This is a genomic window from Methanopyrus sp., from assembly GCF_053997775.1.
Map to the genome: position 1 here is coordinate 51,639 of NZ_JBMXXF010000057.1, position 24,188 is coordinate 75,826.

Annotated in this window: 29 protein-coding genes; 17 read left to right on the top strand and 12 right to left on the bottom strand. The window is 72.2% G+C overall.

The features are described 5' to 3' along the window. Positions 1-141: 141 nt before the first annotated feature. Positions 142-1,509, top strand: coding sequence for a hypothetical protein (locus ACXJJV_RS07255; RefSeq protein ID WP_456467510.1), 1,368 nt, complete (start codon positions 142-144; stop codon positions 1,507-1,509). A gap of 488 nt (positions 1,510-1,997) precedes the next feature. After that, positions 1,998-2,210 (top strand): hypothetical protein, encoded by a 213-nt coding sequence (locus ACXJJV_RS07260; RefSeq protein ID WP_456467511.1) that lies wholly within the window; start codon positions 1,998-2,000, stop codon positions 2,208-2,210. Here the strand turns inward: ACXJJV_RS07260 and ACXJJV_RS07265 are convergent. Continuing rightward, entirely contained in the window at positions 2,207-3,499 is a 1,293-nt protein-coding gene (locus ACXJJV_RS07265; protein ID WP_456467512.1) for an amidohydrolase, read from the bottom strand. The two genes, ACXJJV_RS07260 and ACXJJV_RS07265, sit on opposite strands and share 4 nt — an antisense overlap. 60 nt (positions 3,500-3,559) lie before the next feature. Between ACXJJV_RS07265 and hisG the strand changes: the two genes are divergently transcribed. Next, positions 3,560-4,414 carry an ATP phosphoribosyltransferase gene (gene hisG / locus ACXJJV_RS07270; protein ID WP_456467513.1) on the top strand — a complete coding sequence of 285 codons (855 nt, stop codon included), beginning with the start codon at positions 3,560-3,562 and terminating at the stop codon, positions 4,412-4,414. On the opposite strand, the gene ACXJJV_RS07275 is transcribed toward hisG, so the two are convergent. Beyond that, a complete protein-coding gene (locus ACXJJV_RS07275; RefSeq protein WP_456467514.1) occupies positions 4,415-5,140 on the bottom strand; it encodes a 1-(5-phosphoribosyl)-5-[(5-phosphoribosylamino)methylideneamino]imidazole-4-carboxamide isomerase in 726 nt (241 codons plus the stop codon). A gap of 13 nt (positions 5,141-5,153) precedes the next feature. Next, positions 5,154-6,098 (bottom strand): glutamine-hydrolyzing GMP synthase, encoded by a 945-nt coding sequence (gene guaA, locus ACXJJV_RS07280; protein ID WP_456467515.1) that lies wholly within the window; start codon positions 6,096-6,098, stop codon positions 5,154-5,156. Positions 6,099-6,121: 23 nt separating this feature from the next. Between guaA and ACXJJV_RS07285 the strand changes: the two genes are divergently transcribed. From ACXJJV_RS07285 to ACXJJV_RS07330, 10 genes are all read left to right on the top strand, one after another. After that, the gene (locus tag ACXJJV_RS07285) at positions 6,122-7,120 is read left to right on the top strand and encodes a hypothetical protein (RefSeq protein ID WP_456467516.1); all 999 of its coding nucleotides are present in this window, start codon (positions 6,122-6,124) and stop codon (positions 7,118-7,120) included. Continuing rightward, complete coding sequence (gene ribC, locus ACXJJV_RS07290; protein WP_456467517.1) at positions 7,120-7,593, top strand: riboflavin synthase; 474 nt, start codon at positions 7,120-7,122, stop codon at positions 7,591-7,593. Before ACXJJV_RS07285 ends, ribC begins: the two co-directional genes overlap by 1 nt. Before the next feature lie 4 nt (positions 7,594-7,597). Continuing rightward, positions 7,598-8,509, top strand: a complete 912-nt coding sequence (locus ACXJJV_RS07295) for an aminopeptidase (protein WP_456467518.1) — start codon at positions 7,598-7,600, stop codon at positions 8,507-8,509. A gap of 16 nt (positions 8,510-8,525) precedes the next feature. Continuing rightward, the gene (gene gatC, locus ACXJJV_RS07300) at positions 8,526-8,828 is read left to right on the top strand and encodes an Asp-tRNA(Asn) amidotransferase subunit GatC (protein ID WP_456467519.1); all 303 of its coding nucleotides are present in this window, start codon (positions 8,526-8,528) and stop codon (positions 8,826-8,828) included. Positions 8,829-8,838: 10 nt separating this feature from the next. Further along, positions 8,839-9,987, top strand: a complete 1,149-nt coding sequence (locus ACXJJV_RS07305; RefSeq protein ID WP_456467520.1) for a methanogenesis marker 16 metalloprotein — start codon at positions 8,839-8,841, stop codon at positions 9,985-9,987. Between the two features lie 297 nt (positions 9,988-10,284). Further along, positions 10,285-10,920 carry a sulfurtransferase TusA family protein gene (locus tag ACXJJV_RS07310; protein WP_456467521.1) on the top strand — a complete coding sequence of 212 codons (636 nt, stop codon included), beginning with the start codon at positions 10,285-10,287 and terminating at the stop codon, positions 10,918-10,920. Then, positions 10,911-11,234, top strand: coding sequence for a hypothetical protein (locus ACXJJV_RS07315; RefSeq protein ID WP_456467522.1), 324 nt, complete (start codon positions 10,911-10,913; stop codon positions 11,232-11,234). The genes ACXJJV_RS07310 and ACXJJV_RS07315 overlap by 10 nt, the downstream gene beginning before the upstream one ends. Positions 11,235-11,282: 48 nt before the next feature. Continuing rightward, positions 11,283-11,918: a hypothetical protein gene (locus tag ACXJJV_RS07320; RefSeq protein WP_456467523.1), complete on the top strand. Its 636-nt coding sequence runs from the start codon at positions 11,283-11,285 to the stop codon at positions 11,916-11,918. Beyond that, positions 11,869-13,101 (top strand): hydroxymethylglutaryl-CoA reductase (NADPH), encoded by a 1,233-nt coding sequence (gene hmgA / locus ACXJJV_RS07325; protein WP_456467524.1) that lies wholly within the window; start codon positions 11,869-11,871, stop codon positions 13,099-13,101. Before ACXJJV_RS07320 ends, hmgA begins: the two co-directional genes overlap by 50 nt. Before the next feature lie 44 nt (positions 13,102-13,145). Beyond that, positions 13,146-13,865, top strand: a complete 720-nt coding sequence (locus ACXJJV_RS07330) for a DUF2103 domain-containing protein (protein ID WP_456467525.1) — start codon at positions 13,146-13,148, stop codon at positions 13,863-13,865. Here the strand turns inward: ACXJJV_RS07330 and ACXJJV_RS07335 are convergent. Then, on the bottom strand, positions 13,819-14,310 hold the full coding sequence (locus ACXJJV_RS07335) for a hypothetical protein (RefSeq protein ID WP_456467526.1): 492 nt from the start codon (positions 14,308-14,310) through the stop codon (positions 13,819-13,821). The two genes, ACXJJV_RS07330 and ACXJJV_RS07335, sit on opposite strands and share 47 nt — an antisense overlap. A gap of 28 nt (positions 14,311-14,338) precedes the next feature. Here ACXJJV_RS07335 and mmp11 point away from each other — a divergent pair, with 28 nt between their 5' ends. Further along, a complete protein-coding gene (gene mmp11, locus ACXJJV_RS07340; RefSeq protein ID WP_456467527.1) occupies positions 14,339-15,301 on the top strand; it encodes a methanogenesis marker protein 11 in 963 nt (320 codons plus the stop codon). On the opposite strand, the gene ACXJJV_RS07345 is transcribed toward mmp11, so the two are convergent. Further along, positions 15,246-15,509, bottom strand: a complete 264-nt coding sequence (locus ACXJJV_RS07345) for a DUF504 domain-containing protein (RefSeq protein ID WP_456467528.1) — start codon at positions 15,507-15,509, stop codon at positions 15,246-15,248. The genes mmp11 and ACXJJV_RS07345 overlap by 56 nt on opposite strands. Positions 15,510-15,536: 27 nt before the next feature. On the opposite strand from ACXJJV_RS07345, the gene ACXJJV_RS07350 reads away from it, so the two are divergent. Continuing rightward, positions 15,537-16,115 (top strand): hypothetical protein, encoded by a 579-nt coding sequence (locus ACXJJV_RS07350; RefSeq protein WP_456467529.1) that lies wholly within the window; start codon positions 15,537-15,539, stop codon positions 16,113-16,115. A 6-nt stretch (positions 16,116-16,121) separates the two neighbouring features. Beyond that, positions 16,122-17,507, top strand: a complete 1,386-nt coding sequence (locus tag ACXJJV_RS07355) for a P-loop domain-containing protein (protein ID WP_456467530.1) — start codon at positions 16,122-16,124, stop codon at positions 17,505-17,507. On the opposite strand, the gene ACXJJV_RS07360 is transcribed toward ACXJJV_RS07355, so the two are convergent. Genes ACXJJV_RS07360 through endA form a run of 6 tightly spaced genes read right to left on the bottom strand, consistent with a single transcriptional unit; the run spans position 17,508 to position 22,006 of the window. Further along, positions 17,508-18,503, bottom strand: coding sequence for an HAD hydrolase family protein (locus tag ACXJJV_RS07360; RefSeq protein WP_456467531.1), 996 nt, complete (start codon positions 18,501-18,503; stop codon positions 17,508-17,510). It lies immediately after the preceding gene. Further along, a complete protein-coding gene (locus tag ACXJJV_RS07365; protein ID WP_456467532.1) occupies positions 18,500-19,003 on the bottom strand; it encodes a hypothetical protein in 504 nt (167 codons plus the stop codon). Before ACXJJV_RS07365 ends, ACXJJV_RS07360 begins: the two co-directional genes overlap by 4 nt. 2 nt (positions 19,004-19,005) lie before the next feature. Continuing rightward, positions 19,006-20,082, bottom strand: a complete 1,077-nt coding sequence (locus tag ACXJJV_RS07370; protein WP_456467533.1) for an SAM-dependent methyltransferase — start codon at positions 20,080-20,082, stop codon at positions 19,006-19,008. A 1-nt stretch (position 20,083) separates the two neighbouring features. Continuing rightward, entirely contained in the window at positions 20,084-21,205 is a 1,122-nt protein-coding gene (locus ACXJJV_RS07375; protein WP_456467562.1) for a tryptophan--tRNA ligase, read from the bottom strand. A gap of 32 nt (positions 21,206-21,237) precedes the next feature. Continuing rightward, on the bottom strand, positions 21,238-21,483 hold the full coding sequence (locus ACXJJV_RS07380; RefSeq protein WP_456467534.1) for a sigma factor-like helix-turn-helix DNA-binding protein: 246 nt from the start codon (positions 21,481-21,483) through the stop codon (positions 21,238-21,240). Positions 21,484-21,496: 13 nt separating this feature from the next. After that, positions 21,497-22,006 (bottom strand): tRNA-intron lyase, encoded by a 510-nt coding sequence (endA, locus tag ACXJJV_RS07385; protein ID WP_456467535.1) that lies wholly within the window; start codon positions 22,004-22,006, stop codon positions 21,497-21,499. Positions 22,007-22,089: 83 nt separating this feature from the next. Here endA and ACXJJV_RS07390 point away from each other — a divergent pair, with 83 nt between their 5' ends. Continuing rightward, entirely contained in the window at positions 22,090-23,061 is a 972-nt protein-coding gene (locus ACXJJV_RS07390; RefSeq protein ID WP_456467536.1) for an archaeosine biosynthesis radical SAM protein RaSEA, read from the top strand. Here ACXJJV_RS07390 and ACXJJV_RS07395 read toward each other — a convergent pair. Continuing rightward, positions 23,058-24,164, bottom strand: coding sequence for a glycoside hydrolase family protein (locus ACXJJV_RS07395; RefSeq protein WP_456467537.1), 1,107 nt, complete (start codon positions 24,162-24,164; stop codon positions 23,058-23,060). The two genes, ACXJJV_RS07390 and ACXJJV_RS07395, sit on opposite strands and share 4 nt — an antisense overlap. Positions 24,165-24,188 lie beyond the last annotated feature (24 nt).

Sequence of the window (24,188 nt, forward strand, 5' to 3'; positions counted from 1 at the left end):
ATTCACCGCGCGATGAACCCCGCCGTCACGATCCCGGTACACCCCGCCCCGTCACGCCCGGGAGCAGGCCGCGACGCCGTCCGTGACCGGGCGACCTGGCCGCCGGGTACATATTTCCTTGCGCACGACGGGGGACGCGGGATGTCCCCTCGACCCACGACCCTCCTCGTCCCACTACTGACCGGACTCCTCCTGGGAACGACCGGGGCGACCGCGCTGGAACAGGGCCACCTGAGGGAGACCTACACCGTCACGCTCAACGGCGTCACCTACCGGGTACCCGTCGACTACTACGTCTGGAAGAACGGGGACGGACACTTCGTCTGGCTCTCCCTGGGCGTCCATCCGCTCGAGCATCAGGCCCACGAGTGCATGTTCCACGCCGCCCAGTGGTTCGTGCGGTACTCCGGCGAGTTCCGGGGCACGCTCATCGTCTCCTGGATCCGAATCCCCAAGGAGTACTACACGACCGGCGACCGACAGCGGGACTACCAGGTCTCCCGCGACCTGGGACAGCTGACGTTCTACCACCACGTGCTGCGCTACGTCCTGCACCCCGAGGAGCTGGGCCGGAAGGTGGGCGTGAGGCTCACCGGGCGCCCGGAACTCTTCCTCGACGTGCACGCCCACCGACCCTGGTGGGGCGCCTCGGAGTTCATCCTCATCCCGGCCGGCCCCGTCCACGGGAACGACAACCCGACCTCCTACCGCAAGGCCCTGCAGATCTGCGAGGCGCTGGCCGGCGTGATCGGCGCCAGCGTGGACCCGAACCAGAAGGGTACCTCACCTCCCTGGGTCACCGCGCCCGTGGCCCGGGCCGGCATCCCGGCCGCCACCTTCGAGAACGGGTACTACTACCTCGAGCGCGAGATGCCGGCCAACTACGACAACTACCGCACGGAGCTCGACAAGGCCCTGCTCGAGGCCCTGTACCTGTACGCGCTCGAGGGCGGCCGCGTGTCGCCCACGCCCGAGGGCTACCGGAAGCTCGCCCACTGGTACGAGGTCGCGGCCGGGGTCTGGGACCGAACGGCCCGATACCTGGAGCTCGCGGCCGACCAACACCCGGACTACGCGGACGTCCTCCGGCACCTGTCCGAGCTGGCGCGCCGCATCTCCTCCCTGCTCCGACGGATGTCGGACGAGTGCCGGCAGGTGGCGGCGCTGCTGGAGGCCGGTAACCGCCGGGAGGCGGCCCGGCTGGTCGACGATCGACTGCTCCCGGAGTACAACGAGGTCAGGCGGCTTTACGCCGAGTACATCGAAGGGTACCGTCGGATCCCGGTCCGCATCGTCGACGTCGTCCAGCCCCCGAGCGAAACCGAGCGTCCGTGGTGGGAGTGGGTCCTGGAGCAACCGTGGTTCCCGGTGGCGGCCACCGTGGGGGTGGGCGTGGGCGCCCTCGCGGTCGTGAAACTCGTAAAGACCGGCCCGATACCGATCCTGGGGCTGATAGCTTGCGCGGTGCCGCCGCTGCGGCGATCGTTGCGCTCCTGCTCGCGGCGCTGATCCCGGCCGAATCTCAGGTGCTGCCCCCGCCCCCTCCCGCACCGCCGGCACCGAGCGCGGGCAAATCATCGGGCGGAGGTGGAGGCGGCGGTAAGGGCGGCGGCGCGGGTCACGCGGCGCCCCCTCCAGCCTCACACCCCGCCCCGGCCCCTCCGAAGCAGGAGCACGGGTCGAAATCCTCGGGTCGGGGCGGGGGAGGACACGGTGGAGGGGGCGCCGCGCACGGCGGCTCCCACGGGAAGCACTCCGGTGGCGGCGGAGGCGGCGGTAAGGGCGGCGGTGGTCACGGTGGCGGTCACGGCCCGGGGCCGAGCGCCGGGGGAGGCGGAGGTGGCGGCAAAGGTGGCGGCAAGTCCGCCGGTGGCGGTCACGGGGGCGCGTCCGGCGGCTCCGGTGGGGGCGCCGGGGGGATCCTGAGGACGCTGTTCGGCGGTGGTGGCGGCGGCAAGTCCGGTGGCGGCGGTGAGTCCGGCGGCGCGTCCGGCTCGGTGGGGCGCGCGATCAGTCACGCGGTGAGCAAGGTGGTGTCGGGCGTGAAGGAGGCGGGCAAGAAGGTGAGTGAGGCCGTGCGACGGGCGGTGCGCGGGCTGAGCCGGATCACGGGGGCGCGTCCGGGCACGGTGGGGTGGATCCTGGCGGCCCTACTGTCGTCGGCCGCGCTGGGCTCCGGACTGTACGCGTGGTTCCGGCGGTACCGCTAATCGCCGGCGAGCTGCTCGGCGCACTCGCGGGCGTGCTCCAGCACCTCCTCCTCGTCCACGGTCGTCACGCGCCCGTTCCTGACCACCGGCTCCCCGCCCACGAGCACGTGCTTGACGTCGGCCCCGGTCGCCGAGTACACGACGTTCGAGGTCGGGCTGTGGCACGGGTTCATCCTCGGCGAGCTCCCGTCCAGGATGACCAGGTCGGCGGCGTACCCCTCCTCGATCCTCCCGATTTTTTCCAGCGAGTACACGCCCTCGGCCCGGCTCGTGGCCATTCTCAGGATCTCCCGGGCCCTCGTCGCGGTCGGGTCGCCGCGATCCACCTTGTGCAGCAGGGCGGCCAGCTTCATCTCCTCGAGCAGGTCCAGGTTGTTGTTGCTGGCGCATCCGTCGGTGCCGAGCGTGACGGTGGCGCCCCGCTCGAGCAGGTCCGGGACGGGGCTCACGCCCGAGGCGAGCTTCATGTTGCTGGCCGGGTTGTGGGAGACGATGACCCCGCGGCGGGCGAGCGTGTCGATCTCGTCGTCCGTGAGCCAGACGCAGTGGGCGGCGATGACGTCATCGCCCAGGAGCCCGAGCTCGTCGAGGTACTCGACGGGTCGACGTCCCGTTTCCTCCTTCACCTGCCGGACCTCGTCCCGCGTCTCCGCGACGTGGATCTGAATCCTCACGCCCCACTCGTCCGCGAGTCGCCGGACCTCGCGCAGTAGCTCCTCGGAGCAGGTGTAGGGCGCGTGCGGGCCCAGCGAGACCTCGATCAGGTCCTCCAGCCCGTGGCACTTGCGGTAGATTCGGCGCGTCTCCCGGAGCTCCTCCTCGCGCTTGTCCTCGTCGCCCAGGTCGATCATGCCGTGCGAGATGACGGCCCGAATGCCGGCCTCGGCGTACGCCTCCGCGACCGCGTCCATGTAGAAGTACATGTCCACGAGGCAGGTGGTGCCCGACCTCAGCGCCTCCACGGCGGCCAGGGCGGCCCCCCACCGGCACTTCTCCGCGTCCAGCCGCTCCTCCCGGGGCCAGATCTCCTCCTCCAGCCACCGCATGAGCGGGAGGTCGTCGGCGATCCCGCGGAGGAGGGTCATCGGGCCGTGCGTGTGCGTGTTGATCAGGCCGGGTAGGATCACGTCACGCTCGTCGAGGGTGAGCTCGTCCTCCCAGTCCTCGGAGGCCTCCAGCTCCTCCCGGGTGCCCACGAACGCGAACCGACCGTCCTCGATGAGCAGACCCGCGTCCTCGATCGTCTCGTCCGGGGTCAGGAGCACGCCGCCCAGCACGGCCAGCCGCATGCGCGCCCGCCCCGGCGAGGTTAATAGCGGCGGGGGCCGCGGCCCCGCCGGGGTTCCCGGATGATAACCGTAGCGGTGCCGAACAAGGGGCGCCTGCACGAGCCGGCGCTGAACCTCCTGGAGCGGGCGGGGATCCGGGTCGAGGAGCCGATCGGCCGGCGGTTGAAGGCCGAGACCAGCGATCCCGAGGTCGAGGTCATGTTCGTCCGGGCGGCCGACATCCCGCGGCTGGTGGAGGAGGGCGCGGCGGAGCTGGGGATCACCGGTCACGACCTGGTCGTGGAGTCCGGGGCCGAGGTCGAGGAGCTGCTGGACCTGCGGTTCGGTCGGGCCAGGATGGTGCTGGCGGTCCCGGAGGAGTCCGACGTGGAGCGGCCGGAGGACCTGGAGGGGTGCACCGTTGCCACGGAGTTCCCGAACATCGCGCGCCGGTACTTCGAGGAGGAGGTGGGCGTGGAGGTGGAGGTGGTCGAGGTGACGGGGGCCACGGAGGTCATGCCGCGGATCGGGGTGGCGGACGCGATCGTAGACCTGAGCAGCACGGGCACGACGCTGCGCGTGAACCGGCTGCGCGTGGTGGACGAGATCCTGCGCACGTCCGCCCGGCTCGTCGCGCACCCGGACGCGGTGGAGGACGAGACGGTGCAGCGGATCCGGCTCTCGCTGGAGGGCGTGCTCAACGCGGAGGGCAAGAAGCTGATCATGATGAACGTGCCGCGGGACCGGCTGGACGAGTTCCGGGAGCTCCTTCCCGGCGTGACCGGCCCCACCGTCTCGGAGCTGCTGAGCCGGGAGGACATGGTCGAGCTGTACGCGGTGGTGGACGAGGAGGAGGTCTCGAACGTCATCCTCGAGGCGAAGCGGCTGGGGGCGGAGGGGATCCTGGTCCTGCCCATCGAGCGGATGATCCCGTAATCACCGCTCCATCAGCTCCAGCAGCGCCGTCGGATCGATGTGCCCCCGGTACAGGGCCGTGCCGAGCACCACCCCGTGCGCCCCGGCCTCCCGGACCGTCTTCACGTCCTCGATCGTGGACACGCCCCCCGAGTAGAGCACGGGGCGCTCCGTGAGCCCCGTGACCTTCCGCACCAGCCCCTCGTCGATCCCGCGCTCCCGACCCTCCCGGTGCACGGCCGTGACCAGGAACCCGTCCACCCGCCCCTCGAACCGCTCGACGGCCTCCTCCAGGCCGACCCCGGTCTCCTCTTTCCATCCCCGGACGAGCACCCGGTGCTCCTCGTTCACGTCCAGCGCCACGAACGCCTCGACCCCGTGCTCGCGGCACACGTCCAGGATCTCCTCGAACGCCCCCTCGTCGGTGAAGGCCACGGTGCCCAGGATCAGCCGGTCGGCCCCCAGACCGGCGAGCTCCTCGGCGCGCTCGGCGGACCGGATCCCTCCCCCGACCTGCACCCTGGCGTCGACCTCCTCGCAGATCCTCCCGATGACCTCCGAGTTGTCCCCCTCACCCCGCGCCGCGTCGATGTCGACCACGTGGATCCAGGGGAAGAACTCGGCCCACTGGCGCGCGGTCTCCACGGGATCGTCCGACTCGAACTTGACCCTGCTCGGGTCACCGCCCTCCAGCTGGACGCACTTGCCCCCCAACACGTCGACGGAGGGGATCACGACGAAGGTCACGGGCCCGCCCCCCTCACTCGAACTCGATCGTCGCGGGCGGCTTGGGCGTGAGGTCGAACAGCACCCGGGTCACGTCGGGCACCTCGCTCGTGATCCGATCCTGGATCCGCCGGAGCACCTCCCACGGGACCTCCGGCACGTCCGCGATCATGGCGTCGATCGACTCGACGATCCGCACCGCGACCACCCATCCGTAGTCCCGCTGGTCCCCCTTCACCCCCGTCGCCTTGCAGTCCAGGAGCGCGGCGAACGCCTGCCAGGGCCGCTCCATCTTCCCCTCCTCCACCGCCCGCTCCACCTCCTCCTCCACGATCGCGTTCGCCTCCCGCACGATCTCCACCTTCTCCGGCGTGACCTCACCCAGCACCCGCACCGCCAGGCCCGGGCCCGGGAAGGGCATCCGCTCCACGATCTCCTCCGGGATCCCCAGGTACCGGGCCACCTCCCGCACCTCATCCTTGTACAGGTCTCGCAGCGGTTCCACCACGTCCAGCTCCAGCCGCTCGGGCAGCCCGCCCACGTTGTGGTGCGACTTGATCCCCCGCTCCGACTCGATCACGTCCGGGGCGATGGTCCCCTGCACCAGGACCTCCGCACCCTCCTCCCGCGCGACCCGCTCGAACACCTCGATGAACTTCTCACCGATGATCCGCCGCTTCTCCTCCGGGTCCGTGACCCCACGCAGCGCCTCGAAGAACTCGTCCGCCGCCTTCACGAACCGAAGGTTCAGCCCCAGCTCCTCCTCGAGCACCCGACGCACCCGCTCCGGCTCACCCTTCCTCATGAACCCGTGGTCCACGAACACGCACACCAGGTTCTCGCCGACCGCCCGGTGGGCCAGCACCGCGGCCGTGGTGCTGTCCACGCCCCCGGAGACCGCGATGATGGCCTTTCGATCTCCGATCTCCTTCCGCAGCCGCTCCACGGCCTCCTCCACAAACTCCTTCGGATCGAACATCGACCGTCTCCCCCGGGGCGTCCTTGGACCCCTCGGAGGTGCGTAGGCTGGCGGAGCATCTGGTCTCCCGGGCGGAGGGTGCGTGCGGGATCACGCACGTCGTGCTCGAGCTCCTCACGGGTTACGGTTACCGGGCGGAGTGCCGGGAGCGCCCGGAGGGCGTGGAGGCGCGGATCGTGGACGGGGACGGCGACGTGGTCTCGACCGGCCGGGACGTGACCTGGGCCCCCGCGATCCTCGACGCCCTGCTCGACCTGGGCGCCGTGCCCTGGGGCGAGGAGCTGCGCCGGATCCTGACCCCGGACCGGGACGCTAAAGCCTTGGCCCGGGTGTTCGGGTGGGGTCGGATCCTCACGGTGGGTCGCGCGGCCACCCGGCTGGCCCTGCGCGAGGGGGGCGAGGTCCGGGTCCGGCGGAGGGGACTCGGCTCCGAGGTCGTGATCCGGTGCGGCGATCGCGAATCGCGCTACGTTTCCTACTGTCCGGCGTGCGCCCTGGCCCTGGCCGCCGCCCGGCACCCCGGGCTGAACCGCGCCCTCCGGAGGGAGCTCGCGGACGCGCCCAACACGGGGCGGGAGAAGGCGGAGGACGGGGTCGTCAACGTCGTCCGGGTGCGGCGCGGGGTCTCCCTCTCCGAGCTGCGGTTCGAGGACCGTGAGCCCGTCCGGAACCGCGGGTGCTGCATCGCCTACTCCCTCGTCCGCGCGGAGCTCAAGGCGGGGTACGGTTCCGCGTCCTCGCGCCGCCTGTTCCGGGCGTATTGCGACGCCTGCCCCCTGAAGCACTGCTGGGTGGGCCGGCCGGTCAGCTCGCTGGGGAACGCCGTCCTGCAGCGCCTGACGGAGGAGGAGGGGGACGTGAAGTTCATCGTCCGGCGGTACCCGGAGGTGGAGACGCCCGTCGGCCGGGGTCGGGGCACGCTCTGCGCGCTGAGCGCCTGCGCGAACGCGGTCCTCCGGCTGGACGCGGGCCGGCTGCTGCGGCCCGAGCCCTCGGACCCGCGCGCCTGGGGGGAGGGCTGATGCCCCGGTACCGGGTGGGCCTCGCGGACACGACCTTCGCCCGCGTGGACATGGCCTCCGTCGCGGAGAAGGTCCTGAGGGAGCACCTGCCCGGGGTCGAGATCCGCCGGTACACGGTCCCCGGCATCAAGGACCTGCCCGTCGCCTGCAAGCGGCTGATCGAGGAGGAGGGCTGCGACGTCGTCATGGCCTTCGGCATGCCCGGGCCGACGGAGATCGACAAGCAGTGCGCGCTCGTCGCCTCCATGGGCCTGATCCTGGCCCAGCTGATGACCAACACGCACATCATCGAGGTGTTCGTGCACGAGGACGAGGCCGAGGACGAGCGGGAGCTGCACGAGCTGGCCGTCCGCCGGGCGGAGGAGCACGCGCTGAACGTGGTCAAGCTGCTCGAGAAGCCGGAGCTACTCACCCGGGAGGCGGGCACGGGCCGGCGCGAGGGTCACCCGGACGTGGGCCCCCTGCGGGAGTGAGGCCATGGCCTGGACGCGGAGGGTCCTGGAGGACTGCCTCGGGGTGGGGAGGGACGAGCGGCTGCTGGTGCTGACGGACCCGGGGATGGAGGGGCTGGCCCGGGAGCTGTTCGAGGCGGCGCGGTGCGACCGCTCACTGATGGTCGTCGAGCCCCGGGAGCGGCACGGGGAGGAACCGCCCGAGCCCGCCGCGGCGGCCATGCGGGCGGCGGACGCGGTCGTCGCGCTCACCTCGTGGTCGATCTCGCACACGCGGGCGCGGGAGCGGGCGTGCCGGGCCGGGACCCGGGTAGCCTCGATGCCCGGGGCGACCCGGGAGACGCTGGAGCGGGCCGTGGACGTGGACTACGGGGACCTGCGGCGGCGGGCGCGCGAGCTCGCGGAGCGGCTCACCGAGGCCGAGGAGGCCGTGCTGATCACCGGGGACGGGGCCCGGCTGCGCCTGAACCTGTCCGGCCGGGAGGGGATCCCGGACGACGGGGACCTGCGCGAGCCGGGATCCTTCGGGAACCTGCCGGCGGGCGAGGCCTTCATCGCCCCGGTCGAGGGCTCGGCCGAGGGCGAGCTCGTGATCGACGGGAGCGTGGCCCCGGACGGGCGCCTGGACGGGCCCCTCCGGCTCCGGATCCGGGATGGGAGAATCGTCGACGCCGACGGTCCCGGGGACCTGGAGTTCCTGCGGCTGGTCAGGGAGGCCGAGGGCGGGGACGTGGTCTGCGAGCTGGGCATCGGGGTGAATCCCGGCGCCAAACTGTGTGGAAACCCGTTAGAGGACGAAAAAGCTTTAGGAACCGTGCACGTGGGCTTCGGTGACAACAGCACGTTCGGCGGCGAGAACACGTCCGAGGTGCACCTGGACGCGGTGATCGTGCGTCACCGGCTGTACCTGGACGGGGAGAGGGTCTCGCCCCCGTGACGGGGGTCGTCCGGGCTTGGACCGGGAGGAGCTGCGCCGCCTGCTCGAGCTCGACACGTACCTCTCCCTAGCCTCCGAGCGGGACGACCTCGACGTGCTGGAGGTGCTGGAGGAGACCATGCTGCTCCTGGACGAGTTCGCGGAGCGCCTGAAGGAGGTGGACGTGGACGAGAAAACCCCGCTGATCGTGGACGAGCCCCGGGAGTTCCGGGAGGACGAGCCGGAGCGCGACCCGGAGTACCGCGAGAAGATGCTCGAGAACGCGCCCAAGTCCGAGGACGGGTACGTCGTCGCCGAGCGCGCGCACTGGCTTCGGTAGGGGCCGCCCCGTGCCCACCGTCGTTCCCATCGACGAGTTCTGGGACCTGACCGAGGGCGAGCGCCGCGAGGTGGACGCCGTCACCTGCGCCACCGTCGGCCTCATGAGCGGGGTCTACGGGATCCTCTCCTTCCGCGTGACCGACCCGGGCGAGGTCCGCCGGTTCCGGGAGGTCGAGCTCGAAGGGATCCGCGTCCCCGTCGGTCCCTGCCCCAACGAGCGCCTGGGACTGGTCGAGTGCCTGGTCCCCGCGACCCTGCGGGGCAGGATCTCCGGGGCCGAGCTCCTCCGACGGATCGCGGCCGGCCGGGAGTTCCACGCGGTGGCCGTGGCGGACGACGGGACCGAGCACGAGGTCACCGTCGGTCCCGAGGACCTCGACCGCGCGCTCCTGGCCTCCACCCGCACCTGCTTCCGCAACTACACGGCCTTCATCCACGACGGCCCCGAGCCCGAGCGGACCATCTTCGCCCCGCGACCCCTGCGCCCCGGGGAGGCCGCGTTCAGCGGGTGCGGGGGCTACAACCCGCTGGAGCACGACCCCCGCCTCCGGCTGCACCGACCGGGCCGACGCGTACTCTTCTGCGGCGCCCCCGCCGTGATCACCGGGACCGGGACCCGAAGCACCCCCGACCGCCCCAACCTGACCCTCCACGCGGACCTCCGCGAGTGCGACCCGCGGTTCATGGGCGAGTACCGGACGGCGGCCGGGCCGGAGAACATCGCGGGCGTGGCCTCGGCGATCGCGGTCACGGAGGAGACGCTCGAGTGGCTGGACCGCCGGCACGAGGACGCGGAGCTCCCCGTGGTCCGCCTCTCGGACCGCCGCCCCGTGGGCTCGGCCCGGTACTCGGACGTCTGGGTGCAGGAGCGGGTGGAGTGGGACCCGTCCCGGTGCGAGAACTGCGACCCGTGCGCCCTGGAGGAGCGCTGCCCTTACCCGTACTCGGACGTGCGGTCCGGGGACTGCTTCCACTGCGGGTACTGCGCGGAGTTCTGCCCCGCGGTCCGGGTCCGGAGGGGCGAACTCGAGGTGGACGGGGAGCGGTACCGGGTCGTGGCCCGGGAGTCCTCCGCCCACCTGGCCCGGGAGCTCATGCGGGAGGCCGCCGCGGCCGCCGAGGAGGGGCGAATAGACCTTTTAACGCCCGGCCGATGAGGACTCTTGCCCGGCCCTGAGCGGTGAAGAGTGCGGCGCCGACCGAGGCCGTCACGCTCACCACCGGGGGACGGGCGCGAGCCGGCGACCGCCGCCGATGAGCGCCCGGTACGGCGCCCCGGCACAGCCTCGGCGGGCCCCCTCGACGCCGCGCCGCGTCGGGATGAGAGGGGGTCCCACGGACCGGGGACACCGGCTCCATCACGGACGAAAACACCGCGGTTAATTCCCATAAACGACCGATCGACTGTTCCCGACTGACCGACAATCACGAACAACCGCGGGGGGGAGACCCCGGTGAAGCCCGACCGAACTGTGGACGCCCGCGGCGCCGCCTGCCCCGGCCCCGCCGTGATGGTCGCCCAGGAGCTGGACGAGATGGAACCGGGCCAGGTGCTCGAGGCGCTGGTGGACTCGAAGAGCGTCGCGGAGGACGTGGCCGAGACCGCGCGCGAGAAGGGTCACGAGGTCCTAAGCGTGGAGGAGTCCGACGACGGCGTGCGCCTCCTGATCCGGGTGTCCGGGGAGGAGTCCGGCGGCGAGGAATCGCCCGCCCAGCCGGCCCGGATCGACACCGTCATGATCGTCCAGAGCACCGGGACCGCCAACCCGGAGCGGGCGTACGCCACGTTCCTGATCCCCGAGGCCGCGCTCGCCATGGACCTCAACGTGATCATCTTCGGGATCATGGACGGGGTCACGGTGCTCGTCGAACGGGAGGCGGAGAGGGTGCGCCACCCGGAGTTCCCGCCCCTGATCGAGAAGGCGGCCGAGCTCCTGGACCGGGAGAGCGTCGAGGCCTACGCCTGCGAGCTGAGCCTGGAGGCGCGCGGGATCGACCCGGAGGATCTCATGGACGGGGTGCGAGTGGCCGGGGCTCCCAAGTTCCTGAGCCTCATCACCGACCCGGGTGTGAGGCCGGTTTGGCTATGATCCACGCCGTCATCGCCGGGCTCTCGGCGGGCGTGGCGCTGGAGTTCGCCCTCCCGGCGATGGTCCGCCGATGCCCGTGGATGTGGCTCTCCGTCGCCGCCGGCGCGGTCGCCACCATCCTCTGCCCGCTGCACGCGGTGCGACCGGAGCTCGGGACCGCGGGGGCCGCGGCCGGGCTGCTCACGGGGGCCTCGGCGCTGGCGGTCCGGGTGAGCGAGCTGAGGTCCGGACAGCTGGGGTCCCTGGGGTTCTCCCTCCGCGGGGTCGCCCCGTACACGCTGCTCATCTCCCTCGGCACCTACGCCCTCCTCTAGCGCCCAACCTACTTACCCGAGCCGGCCGACGGGTCGAGCGGGGCCGGGGTGAGCTACTACAGGGAGCTCGCCCGGAGCCTGGTGCGCGAGGCGTCCTGGGCCGCGTTCCAGGGCACCGTTCGGGTGATCCGGGGCCGGGTGCTCGCGTACGTGCACGTGACGCGCTCCGGGGCCCGGGTCGTCGTCCCGTCCCGGTTCAGCCCGGGCCTGCGGCGGGAGCTGCGGCGCGAGGTGTCGGACCGCGTGGCCTCCGAGGGTCCGCTCCGGCTGTACCGCCGCCTGGTCGCCCGGCACCTGAGCCGCGCGGTCTCCCTGCTGCGGGGCGCCCGGTCGCTCGGTCACGTGGCGCGCGGGCCTCGGCTGCTGGCGAGCGTGAGGCTGCGCGGTGACTCGCTGCTGGTCTCGGTGCTGGGCGCGGACCGGGTCCCCTTCTCCCTGACGCTCGAGTTCCCGCTCCCCTCCCGCCTGGTGTGGGTGCTGGACGCCCCGGACGGGGAGCCGCTCCTGACCTTGTCGGGGCGGGCGGCGAGGGACGCGCACCGGCTGCTGGAGGGGCTGGCCCGGGCCGGCGTGCGGCCCGACCCGCGTCGAGCCGCTTTTAGCCCGGGCGGGGACCGTACCTCGGGGGCTGCGCGTGGACGAGGAGCGGATCGAGGAGCTCGCGGAGCGGGTCGCGAAGGGTGAGATCAAGTTCTACGAGGTGGAGGAGTACACGGACGGGGACAGCGAGCTGGCGACGGAGGTGCGCCGTCGGGCGGTGGAGAAGCTCACGGGGGCCCGGCTCAAGCACCTCGGGGAGTACACGATCGACGCGAACCGGGCGATGGACAAGAACATCGAGAACATGATCGGGGCCGTGCAGATCCCGGTGGGGATCGCGGGTCCCCTGCGCGTGCGCGGTGAGTACGCGGACGGGGAGTACTACGTCCCGCTGGCGACGACGGAGGGCGCGCTCGTCGCCTCGGTGAACCGGGGCTGCTCCGCCATCACCGAGTCGGGCGGGGCGCACGCGCGGATCGTGAAGGACGCGATGACGCGGGCGCCCGTGTTCAAGCTGCCGAGCGCGCGGAAGGCGCTCGAGTTCGTGGAGTGGGTGCGCGAGCACTACGACGAGATCAAGGAGGCGGCGGAGAGCACGACGCGGCACGGGGAGCTGCTCGGGATCGAGGAGTTCATCACGGGGCGTCACGTGTTCCTGCGGTTCGAGTTCGACACGAAGGACGCGATGGGGATGAACATGGTCACGATCGCCGTCGAGGAGGCGGTCCGGTGGATCGAGGAGCACCACCCGGACGCCAAGTGCGTGTCCGTGAGCGGGAACGTGTGCGTGGACAAGAAGCCCTCCTGGCTGAACAACGTGATGGGGCGCGGGCGGACGGTCGTGGCGGAGGTGGAGGTGCCGGCCGACGTGGTCGAGGAGAAGCTGAAGACGACCCCCGAGGCGATGGCCGAGGTTAACTACCGGAAGAACCTGATCGGCTCGGCCACGGCGGGTAACGTCGGCTTCAACGCGCACCACGCGAACATCGTGGCGGCCATCTTCCTGGCGACGGGTCAGGACGAGGCGCACGTCGTGGACGGGTCCACGGGGTACACGACCATGGAGGTGACGGAGGACGGCGACCTGTACGCGAGCGTGACGATCCCGAGCCTCAACGTGGGCACCGTGGGCGGGGGGACCGGCGTGGAGACCCAGCGCGAGTGCCTGGAGATCCTCGGCGTGGCGGGCGGGGGCGACCCACCGGGCACGAACGCGCGGGAGTTCGCCGAGGTCGTGGCGGCCGCGGTCCTGGCCGGGGAGCTCTCGCTGATCGCCGCCCTGGCGGCCGGACACCTCGGACGCGCCCACCGGCTGCTCGGCCGGTAGGGGGGAGACCCGGGCCGGTGCGCTGCCGACGGTGCGGCGCCCGGGTGCGACCTCCCTACCGCTGCCCGCACTGCGACGCCCCCACCTTCCCCTACGCCGCCTTCACGATCGAACCCGACCCGGAGCGGCCCCGGTACGAGGTCGTCTTCCTCTCCCGAGAGCGCGAGCATCGGGTCGAGCGCGCCCCCGCCGGGGACCCGGACGGCATCCTCCTCCGGAACCTCGCGGAGGAGCTCGGCGAGCTCCTGAACGCGGCCCGCCCCGAGCGGGTGATCGGCGCGGACACGCCCCCCTGGCTCGTCGATCGCGTCGAGCGCATCGCGGGCGTGGAGTGCGAGCTGCACCGTGGAGGGCTGGAGTCGGCGGTCGAGCAGCTGCGGACGGAGCTGGAGGCCCGCGACCGGCTGCCGATCGCGGACTCACCCCCGGAGCGGAAGCTCGGGGGCAGTCACTCGACGATCATCGGGGGGCGCCGGGGCCGCGAGCTGCTCCTGCGCGTGGCCGCCCTCCCCTACGTCAAGCGCGTGATCCCCGGTCGGATCGGGGCCAAGGGCTCCCGGGGCGGGGGCGGGGTGCGGCTGAAGGTCACCCGCACGGACGAGCGCGGGAACCTGAAGCTCCTGCTCTCCGAGGGCGCCGCCACCCAGGAGATCTTCCTGGTCACGACGGCCCGGAGCGCCCGGGAGGGCCGCCTGATCGCCCGCCTGGTGGAGCACGTCATTCGAGAAGCCGCCGCTCCCGCCGCTTCGGCGGCCGGACGGTGATCACCGCCAGCGCCCGCTCCCCCTCGCGCGCCAGCACGAGCGCCCGGGACTCGCCCGAGAAGCGGACCCGCTCGTACTCCCCCCGCAGCTCGTCCAGGTCCAGCCGACCGACCGCGACCGGCTCGCACCCCTCCGACGTGATCACGTACACCGTGTGGGAGGGGCCCAGCCGGTCCAGGTGCCGCCGCAGCTCCCCCTCGTAACGCTCGAACCGCTTCATCCGCATCTCCGACATGACCAGCGCCCGCTCGGGCCCCACCGCGATCCACACGTCGTTCCGCAGGAGCACCCGGGCCTCCCGCGCCAGCGTTCGCAGGTGCCGGACCACCTCGGGCACGTCCGCCGAAGGCGATAACTCCCTCCCCCTCACGCGCTCCACCGCGTGCAGCGTGGGGACCAGCACCCACCGGTCCGGGTCGAACTCGCGCGTCACCGTCTCGGCCAAGGCGACCACCCGCCGGGGAGGTGAACCGTTGGAGCTGACGCCGGAGGAGGCGCGCGAGCGGTGCCGGGGTAAGGGTTGGGTCAGCCCGTACGAGCGCGTGGCGACGCTCGTGGGGCGGCGCGAGGACCGGGTCCTGCTCGTGGAGGACCACCCCACGCCCACCGGGTCCGACTGGATGATCCGCCAGTACGCCGCGACGAGCCCCCTCGTCGAGCGCGCCTGGCGCGAGGGTCGCCGGCACTTTTTCCTCCTCCGGGTGGGTCGCGCGGACCTGCGCCTGGAGCCGGGCGTCCGCGCCGCCGGGGTCGAGCGGGTGGAGGTCACCGACGGGGAGGTGCGGGTCACCCACGCGGGCCTGGCCGGGGCGGGCGTGGGCGCGACCCTGGCCCGGGGGTGCGCGGAGGGCGTCCTGCGCGTGGAGATCCACGAGGAGGGGGGCGGGGCCCGGCTGGGGCGCGGGACGGTGGTCACGCCCAAGCTGCGCCGGCTGCTGATCGGGGTGGACGACACGGACACCCGGGAGCGCGGGGCCACCTGGTCCGCCGTGGACGCGGTGTGCCGGGAGCTGGAGCGGGCGTGGGAGCGCGTGTTCTACTCCCGGCACGTGACCGTGCAGCTGTACCCCGGCGCCCCCGACCGGACGCAGAACTGCGCGGCGGCCGTGGTGGAGCTCGGGGTGCCGCCGGACCGGCTCGAGGCGGTGAAGGAGGACTTCCTGGACCGGCTCGCGGACCGGTGCTTCTCCGGGTCCACCTGCGTCGCCTTCTGGGAGGGGCTCGAGGTCCCCCAGAGCGTGCTCGACCTGGGGCACGCGGCCAAGCTCCGGGTCGTGCGACCGGAGGAGGCGGAGGCGGTGATCGAGCGCGAGGGGATCGAGGTGGTCCCGCTCGGGGAGCGGGATCGAGGCAAGATCGGGGCCGTGGCGGCGCTGGCCTTCATCGATCGCCCGGAGCTCGCCGCCCGCGTTCCCAGATCACCCGGCCGTCCCTGACCACCCGGACGACCCGGTGCAGGGGGATCTCCGCCCCGTACACCCGCAGGAAGCCCCGCTCCACCCGCTCGATTTCGTCGCCTCGCACCTCCCGGAGCCGGGAGGCGGCGCCGCGGTCCACCACGTAGAAGACGTACCGGGACGGGTCCTCCCGCGGGTCGTAGAGCATTTTGCTTATAATCTCCCGCAGCTCGGACCGCCCGGCCAACCTCACCACCCGCGCGGGGCGGTCGGCGTGGACCCCAGGACCGGGGCCCTGATTTCAACGATCTGCCTCGTGGCCGCCCTGGCCACGGTCCAGTGGGACGTCCTGCTGAACCTACCCACCGCCGTGCACGACCTGATGACGGCGGACCGGCTCGCCCACCAGGCGCTCAGCGAGAAGGACCGGGGAGACGCGCTCATGCGGGACGCGTCCCGGGCGGTGTCCGCGGCCGGGTCCAACCCGCTCGCCGTCCTCGCCGCCGCCCCCCGGATCGTGCGGGACGTGACCGAGGCGTACCGGCACTACGAGAGGTCGCTGCGCCTCGCGGAGGATGGCCTCCGCCACCTGGACCGCGGGCTGCGGCTGATCGGGGCCACGAGCGATCCGGAGATCCGGCGCGCCCTGGACCTGATGTGGGAGGGGCTGGCCGGGTACCGGCGCGCGCTGTCCGAGTTCCACCGGGGCGTCGTCGCGGCGCGCTCGGGGGACTTCAACGCCGCCCTAAGGCACGTGAACGCCTCCTACCGGCTGATGCGGCGGGCCGATCAGCGGTTCCGACAGGGACGCTCGATGCTGGAGGACAAGACCCTGCTCTTCATGGGAGGCTAGGGCGCCGTGAGGCGGCTGGAGGAGCGGCTCCGGGCCCTGCGGTTACCCTCGGGCGTCCGCTGGTGCCCGAGGAGGATGACGGACCGGTCCCGGGGACGGCGGTGGTACGCGGTCCGCGGCTCCGACGCCGTGCGCATCACCGTCCCGGTGCGCGTGTACCGGCGCGACCTGCGGAAGGTGCCCGAGGGGGCCGAGGACGCGGCCGCGCACCCGATCATCGAGCGGATCAAGCGGGAGGCGCGGGAGGAGCGCGACCTGTACCCGCTCTCGGGCCGGCTGATTGACTACAAGAAGGCGCGGAAGCTCACCGAGCCGTGCACCGTCGTCCGGCTGCACGGGTTCCGGACGCCGCCCCTGTGGATGCCGGGGGAGTCCAACCGGGTCCTCCGGGACTCCCGCGAGGTCCTGCTCTCGGTGAAGCTCCTCTTCCCCCCGGACTGGAGCGATGAGCGCGTGCTGGACGGGGTCTTCGCGGCCCTGGACGCGCTGCGGGACGTCGTGCGGTCCGTGCCCCGGCGGGAGATCCTGCGGACGTGCCGCGTCGTGCTGGACCAGCGGGAGCTGCGGGAGCGGATGGAGTCGGGCGAGCTGACGCACGAGGGGCGCCGGGTGGTCGCGCTGATCGGGGAGGGCACGCGTCCCGCCCGTCGGTTCACGGACGTGCGGCGGCACTACCGGATCGCGGGCCCGAAGCCGGACCCGCACATCCCGTTCGAGGTGCCGGAGGACGAGGAGGCGGGGCTGGAGCCGCTGGAGCTGAAGCTGCCGTGGACGGGGGAGCGGCGCCGGTTCCTGCCCATTTACGAGGGGGAGATGTTCGCGGTCGCGGGGGCGAACGCGCAGGGGAAGACGACGCTGATCAACGCGATCGAGTCGGGGAAGGACGATCACGCGCCCGGGGACGGGCGGGAGTACGTGATCACGGTCCGGCGGACGGCGCGGGCGGAGGCGGGGATCAAGCGGATGCGGGGGGAGGACGTCAGCCTGTTCTTCCGGGAGCTGCCGCCGGGGTACGAGGGCACGCCGGAGAACGTGCGCGGCCTGGCCAGCGGCTCGATGAAGATGGCCGCGGAGATCCAGCGGGCGGTGGAGGAAGGGGCGAGGATCCTGTTCATCGACGAGGACAAGGCGGCCGTGAACCTGCTCGTGCCCGGGGTCCTAACGCGCCGGCTGGAGGGCATCCGAACGCTGGTGGAGGTGAAGGACGAGATCACGTCGCGCGGGGTCACGATCGTCGCGGCGACGGGCGTGCTGGACGACTTCACGGCTGCCGCGGATCGGGCCATCGTGATGGAGGAACACCGGCCCAAGCCGCTGAACCTGCGGGAGTTCCGGGCCCGGCTGGCGAGGCACCACGCCGAGCTGGCCCGCCGGTACTCCGAGGCCGGGTGATCAGCCCAGCTTCCCCGCCTCGCCGCGCACCCGCTCCCGCATCCGCTCGGACCGCTCGATGAACTCCTCCAGCTCCTCCTCCGTCGCCTCTTCCACGACCAGAATCTCGGCCTCGACGCCCGGGTTAACCTCTCGCCCCTCCAGCTCGAAAGCGACCTCCAGGGCCTCCTCCTTCCCGTGCTCGAAGAAGGTCTCCAGGATGGGCAGGATCGCGATCAGGGACGGGGCGGCCACGGCCACGTCCGCCTCCGGGATGCAGTACTCGTTCCCGTTGAAGGCCACGGCGAGCCCACCGCCCTCCCGGACCGCGCGCAGCATCTCCACGTCCGTGATGCTGTCCCCGATGCACGCAACCTCCTCGACCTCGAGCCCCAGGGACTCGCAGACGTCCTCCACGACCGCCGCCTTCCGGCTCCCGCCCACCACCTTCACCCGCGCGCTGAACTCGCCCAGGCTCGTCCCCTCCAGGCGGCCCAGGAGCTCGTCCACCCGATCGACGAGCTCACGATCCTCCACCTCGTCCGGCGGGTACAGCTCCAGCAGCTCCCGCTCGATCTCTCGCACCAGCTCCCGCTCCTCCTCCGAGGGCTCCGGGGCCTCGTCCAGGGGCAGCCGGGTGCAGTACACGTTCCGCTCCGGGATGCCCAGCCGGCTGGCCACGGTCAGCGCGTGCTGCTCGTAGCTCGTGGACGCGATGAACTTGGGGCAGGTCAGCTCCCTCACCGTCTCCAGCGCGCCCGGCGTGAGGTCCGCCTGCTCGGACACCTCCTTAAGACCCTCCTCCGTGACCCCGTGCGCGAGGAGGAAGGGCACGATCAGCTGCAGCGTGGTGCCCGGCTCGTACCCCTCCCGCCGTTCCTTGAGGTACACGACGTCATCGTACCGGCTGAGCACCTCGAAGATCAGGTCGCCCTCCGGCACGAACCTCCGCATCACCTCGTAAGCATGGTCCATCGGCGACAGCGGGCCCTCCAGGTCGAAGATCACCGAGCTCACGACCGCCGCCCCCGGAGCCTCCTGACCGCCCTCCCCAGCCTGGATTCAATAAAGTCTATCCTCACGGCGCGCCCGACGCAGTCCGTCTCCAGGAAGTACATGTACAGCATACCCACGACCCGCTCGTCCTGTGCCACCGGGGCCCCGGCGTCCTCGGGTCCGGGGATCCGCGCGTTCGGCAGCCGGATCGTGAGCTCCCGAGGCCCCACGTCGAGCACCTCCGACAGCACCCACGCGTCCCCTATGTGCACCGCGCACGTGCCGGGCCTCGGCTCCCCGGTCGGCGTCACCTCCGACCGCTCCGGGTCCACCCAGTACGCGGCGAACTTGCCCACGGGATCCCGAAACGCCAGTTCGCAGACCGTCCCCTCCCCGCGCACCCGCTCCGGCGGCTCGCCCGCGAGGCTCGTGACCAGGAACCGGGCGCCCCCCTCCTCCAGCACGGCCGTCACCTTGGCCCGCCACCGGCCCCAGGCGAGGGTGGAGCCGGCGCGGAGCACGCTCAGCCCTCCTTCCGGGCGACGAGGGTCCGCTCCTTCGGCGTGTTGTGCTTCAGGAACTCGACGGCCAGCACCTCGTACCCGCGCCGCTCGTACTCCAGCTCGACCTCGGAGACCGCCGTCTCCACGTCCGGGGCCGCGTACTCGCCCGTTTCCGGGTCCACGGCCAGCTTCACCGTCTGCACCACGAACCCGCCGGGCTCCAGGAACCGGTCCGCGACGTCGAGCGTGATCGCGGCCGCCTCCGAGTGCACCCGGTTCAGGTCGCTCGTCACCAGGCGCACCCGCTCCGGCACGTCCTCCCCCGAGAGCTCCTCCGCCCGCTTCCGCAGGTGCACCACGTTGTCCAGCCCGCGAACCCTCGGGTGCAGCTCGCCCGGGTCGACCGCGTACACCTTGCCGGGCCTGAGGCGCCGCGCGAGCTCGTACGTCCAGCCGCCCGGGGCCGCCCCCAGGTCGATCGCGCTCCAGCCCTCCCGCACCAGGTACGGGTGCCGCTTCAGGAGCTCGCGCAGCTTCAGCTGAGCCCGGGAGACGGGCCGCATCCCCGGGCTCCACTTGCGGACGCGCTTGACCTCCTTCCGGACGATCAGGTCGGGCGGGATCACGGCGACGCCGGCCGTGTCCTGCAGCACCTCCACGCGCACGACGTAGTCCGGCTCCTCCAGGTCAACGGGGGCCCCGGTCGCCTCCTGAACGGCGGCCCCCACCCGCACCTCCACGTCCCGGCGGCCGAAGGGGGGCTGACCCCGCTTGCGGCACCGCACGGCGAAGGCGGTGTCCTCGTCCAGCCGGCGCCGGGCCAGGGCGACCGCGGCCCGCTCGATCGCGTCCAGCTCGGCGCGCACGGTCCGGTGGATGGGGACCGCCCGGGCCACCCAGTCCGTGTCCGCCTCCCGGATCCGCTCGACGATCTCCTCCGGCTCCAGCTCGGAGCGGACGACCACGACGCCCTTGAAGTAGGTGGGCTCGACCTCGACGAACGGATCCTCCTCCCGCAGCAGCCGCTCCAGCTCGGAGACGCACCGGAACTCGAACCCGGCGGGACAGGTCACGAGGGCCTGGAACGGGGGGATCATACTACCAGTCCTCCGGGGCGGGCGGCGCGTCCTCGTGCTGGGAGAGCAGGTCCGGGAGCTCCTCCCTCGCCCGCTCCCGGGCCTCCTGAAGCTCGCGCAGCAGGGCCTTCAGCTCCCGGGCCACGAGCTCCTTGCACTCCCCGCAGGCGACCTCGCCCTCCCGACACCTCTCCCGGATCTTCCGGAGCTCTCCCTCGCCCAGCCGGTCCGCGAGGTGGTAGACCATCAGCTCGTACACGACGCACTCGTCCGGGTTCCCACCCTTCTCCCGGTGCTCCTCGAGCGTGGCCCCGCCGCCCGTCTTCGCGCTCCAGACCTTCCGCTCGACCTCCTCCGGCGGATCCGTGAGGAAGATGGCCGTCTTCGGCCTGCTGCTGGACATCTTCCCGCCGGTCAGCCCGGTCATGAACCGGTGGTAGGTGCTCGCGGGCTTGACCAGGCCCTCCTTCTCGGCGACGTCCCGGGTGAGGCGGAGGTGCGGGTCCTGATCCACGCCGACGGGCACGAGGACGCGGTGCGGTCCCTCGAGCTCCTGGGGATGGAGGATGTCGGCCGCCTGGACGATGGGGGCGAACGCGTGCCCCATGCTGGTGTCGCCGGAGAAGCCGTACGTGTTCTTGATCGCGTTCCAGGTGAGGCGCCCGGCGAGGAGCAGGGCCATCCGCTGGACGGTCTTCCGCTCGGACTGCAGGTAGACCTCGCAGCGCTCCGGGTCGAGGTCCAGGCCCAGGGCCGCGTAGTTCAGGATGTACTCGCGGACGGCCAGGTCGTGCGCCTCCTCGAGGTCCATGCCGCGCGCGTGGTACGCCTCCAGGTCGGCGATGGGGATGTACACCTTAACGCCCAGCTCCCGCTGGTACCAGACGAGCTGGTCCACGACGGTCTTGTGCCCCAGGTGCATGCGCCCGCTGGGCATCATCCCGCTGAGGACCGAGACCCGCTCGCCCTCCCGGTACTCCCGCAGGAACGCGTCGAAGTCCCGGTGCCCGAAGACGATCCCCCGCTCGACCAGCGGGAAGTCCCGGGGAAGGAGGTCCCGCACCTCCTCGTCGATCGGCTCGATCCCGAACTCCCGGGTCAGTCGCTCGTAGTCGACCTCCTCGACGTCCCAGGGGTCGATCAGGACCTCCGGGATGGCGACTCACCCGCGCCCGCTCACTCCTCCACGAACTTCTCCTTCACGTAGTCGATGAGGCCCTCCTCCTCCGCCTTCTCGAGGTGGTACCGCACCGACTTCAGCGAGATCCCCTCCTCCTCCGCGATCTCCTCCTCGTCCTGCCCCAGCACGTACTTGCGCAGGACGATCCGGGCCCGCCGGGCGCTCGTGGTCACGCCCTCCTCCACGAGGTCCCGCGGGTGGCAGGGCCAGGCCCCGTAGTACGGCTTCTGCTCCTCCGCCATTCCCGCGCACCCCCTACAGCCTCCTCCACCTCCACCGAACGTACCGGATCCGAGGCTCGGACGGGTCCTCCACGACGGCCAGGAGGAACTCCTTGCGCACGGAGTGCGCCAGCCGCGTGCCGCGGACCACGTCCCGGGGCGACAGGCGCTCGGACGGCTCGACCACCCGAACCACGTATTTAGAGTGTTCCCGATCCGGGTCGCCCTCGTAGACCCGGAACAACCCCCCGTACTTGAACCCCGCCTTCACCACGTACCCACGCTCGACCAGGTCCCGGTAGACCGCGTACCCCGCGCGGAACCCCGGGACCCGATCCTCGAAGAACTCGACCAGCTCCCCCACCGACAGCGCCTCGCCCGAGGCCGACCGGGGCTCGATCTCCCCCTCCTCCGCCAGGTACACGGTCTCGAACGGGTTCAGCACGAGCGCGTCGCCGCGCTCCGTGCCGAAATGGTTTTCTTTCAGCCGCTCGAACCCCTCGAAGAGCGTGCTCCCGCCCTCGAACACCCACGCGACCGGCAACGGACCACCCCCGTGATGACAGGCCTGCGTCGCGGACCCGCGGATGAAGACTGAGCCCGGCACTGAGGACCCGGGTGAGCCCGTTGCCCAGGTACCGGGGCCGACCCGACCGGTACGTCGCCGCCTGGACGCAGCCCGACCGGGTCACCGGCGCCGACCGCAGCGTCGTGATCGTCCTCTCCACCCGCGGCTGCCGCTGGTTCCGCGAGACCGGCGGCTGCCACTTCTGCTCCTACCCGCTCGAGGGCGCGGGCGAGCGGGTCCCACCCGACCTCCTCGTCCGCCAGTTCGAGCGCGCGTACGCCCGGCACCGGCCCGACGGCCCCCACGCGGTCAAGCTCTTCACCTCGGGGAGCCTCCTGGACCCGGAGGAGGTCCCGGACGAGGCCCTCGAGCGGATCCTGGGACGACTCGCCCGGGACCCGAGCGTCACCGAGGTCTCCTTCGAGTCCCGCCCCGAGTTCGTGACGGAGGAGCGGCTGGAGCGGGTCACCGAGCTGCTCGACGGGAAGCCGTTCGAGGTGGGGATCGGGCTCGAGACCAGCGACGACCGGTTGCGGGCGAGCCTGAACAAGGGCTTCGACTTCCGCGCGTTCGCCCGGGCCGTGCGGAGGGTGAGAAGGTTCGGCGGGACGCCGAAGGCCTACCTGATGCTCAAGCTACCGCCCCTGTCCGAGGCGGAGGCCATCGAGGACACCGTCCGCTCCGCGGTCGACGCCCACCTCGCCGGGTGCGAGCGCGTGTCCGTCTGCCCGACCACGATCCACCGGGACACCCCGCTCGAGCGGGCCTGGCGCGCGGGCCTCTACCGGCCCCCGTGGCTCTGGAGCTGCGTGGAGGTGGCCCGGAGGATCAAGGGACTCCTGGGCGACCGCGCGGACGTGCTGGTGGACACGGCCGGCGCCGGAACGCCCCGCGGCCCCTCGAACTGCCGCCGCTGCTCCCTCCGCGTGGCCCGGGCCCTGCGCCGGTTCACCGTCACCCAGGACGTCGGCGTCCTGGAGGGGCTGGACTGCCGGTGCCGCCGGGTCTGGCGGGCCCTGCTCGCCGTTTAGCCCAGCACGAGCCCGAGCGTCAGCGCCGTGACCGCGCAGACGCCGAACACGCCCGCGACCCGGGCCAGCTCCGGTGAGGACAGGAGCCGGGCGAGCAGCCGCGCCCCGGCGTCGAGGGCCGATCGCAGCAGGTCCGCGGCGGTGACCGCGAGCTCGCGCAGGAGGTCCGGGTTCGTCGCGGCGATGAAGGCGGCCGCCCCCGCGGCGCCCACGATCGCCGCCGCCTCCAGGAGCCCGGTCAGGTCGATGGTGGACTCGGTGACCGCGGGCCCGGTCGTCTCCGGCGAGCCGCCCGTGCCGACCGCTCGGCCCCCGGCGAGCCGCAGCTTGCCGCGGACCTCACCGTACCGGAAGATCCAGACCTCGGGGCAGCCGGCCTCCTTCAGCAGCTCGATCTGGTGCAGGAGTCGGCCGAGCCTCGGCTCGTGGAGGGCGATGGCGACCTTGCCGGGGTAGAGGGACTGGTACAGGTGGTAGACGTGGACCGGCCACCAGTCGTCCCGCCCGTACTCGTACGTGTAGGCCTCCACGATGAACCGGTCCACGTACTGGGCGATGGCGTCCCGGTCGATCGAGTACGGGCGCGGGCTCTCCGGGAGGAGGCAGAAGTACAGCTCCTTGCCCTGCGCGTGCACGAGCTCGGAGATGCGGCGGACGAGGTCCGTGATCGCCTGGGTGGCGAGGCGGCGCTTCTCCGGGTCGCGGGTCGGGTAGCGGAAGGAGTCGTCGAGGACCACCCCGTCGCAGTAGGGCAGCGCGGCCGTCACGGCGTCCAGGATCTCCTGCTGCACCTCCGGGTCCCAGGGCCGGTCCCAGCCGCTCCGGCGCTCGAACCCGACGACCCAGGCGTAGACCTTCACGTTCGGGGCGCGGGCCTTGGTCGCGCGGTAGACCTGCTGGAGCGTGTCGACGCGGGTCGGCGTGCTCACGCCGCGGATGAGGACGGCGACCTTGGTGTAGCCGCTGTCGATGACGTCGGTCACGAAGTTCTCCACGCCCACGCTGCGGACGGTGCTGCCCCAGGCGAAGACGCCGACCTCCGTGGCCGCGGCCGGCGTGAGGAGGAGCGTCACCAGGGCCAGGTGGGCCGGCAGGCTCCTCAACGGTGTCCGTCCCCCGGGGAAGGG